This is a genomic window from Halomonas sp. ND22Bw, assembly GCF_003011945.1.
GTDB lineage: Bacteria > Pseudomonadota > Gammaproteobacteria > Pseudomonadales > Halomonadaceae > Halomonas > Halomonas halophila.
In genome coordinates this window covers 1-260 of the sequence record NZ_PXWD01001176.1, presented here as the reverse complement: position 1 = coordinate 260, position 260 = coordinate 1, and the positions used below count along the sequence as shown (strand labels likewise).

At 74.6% G+C, this 260-nt stretch carries 1 pseudogene; it reads right to left on the bottom strand.

Annotated elements, in window-relative coordinates:
* Positions 1–239: pseudogene (locus tag CVH10_RS21890) on the bottom strand (amino acid dehydrogenase); the annotation flags it as partial.
* Positions 240–260: the final 21 nt, after the last annotated feature.

Here is a 260-nt window from a genome sequence, read left to right as displayed (position 1 = left end):
TCGGTCAGCACCAGCCGGGCACCGCTCGCGTGGAGCCTCCGGGCGAGGTGGGCGCCGACGTGGCCGATGCCCTGGATGGCCACCCGCAGGCCGGCGAGCTCCGAGCGATCCAGGCCGTGGCGCACGGCGCTCTGCAACGCACAGAAGACGCCATGGGCGGTGAAGGGCGAGGGATCGCCGGAGGCGCCGCCATGGCCGAGGCCGCCCACGTGGGCGGTGGTCTCGGCGATGATCCGCATGTCGGCCTCGCTGGAGCCGGA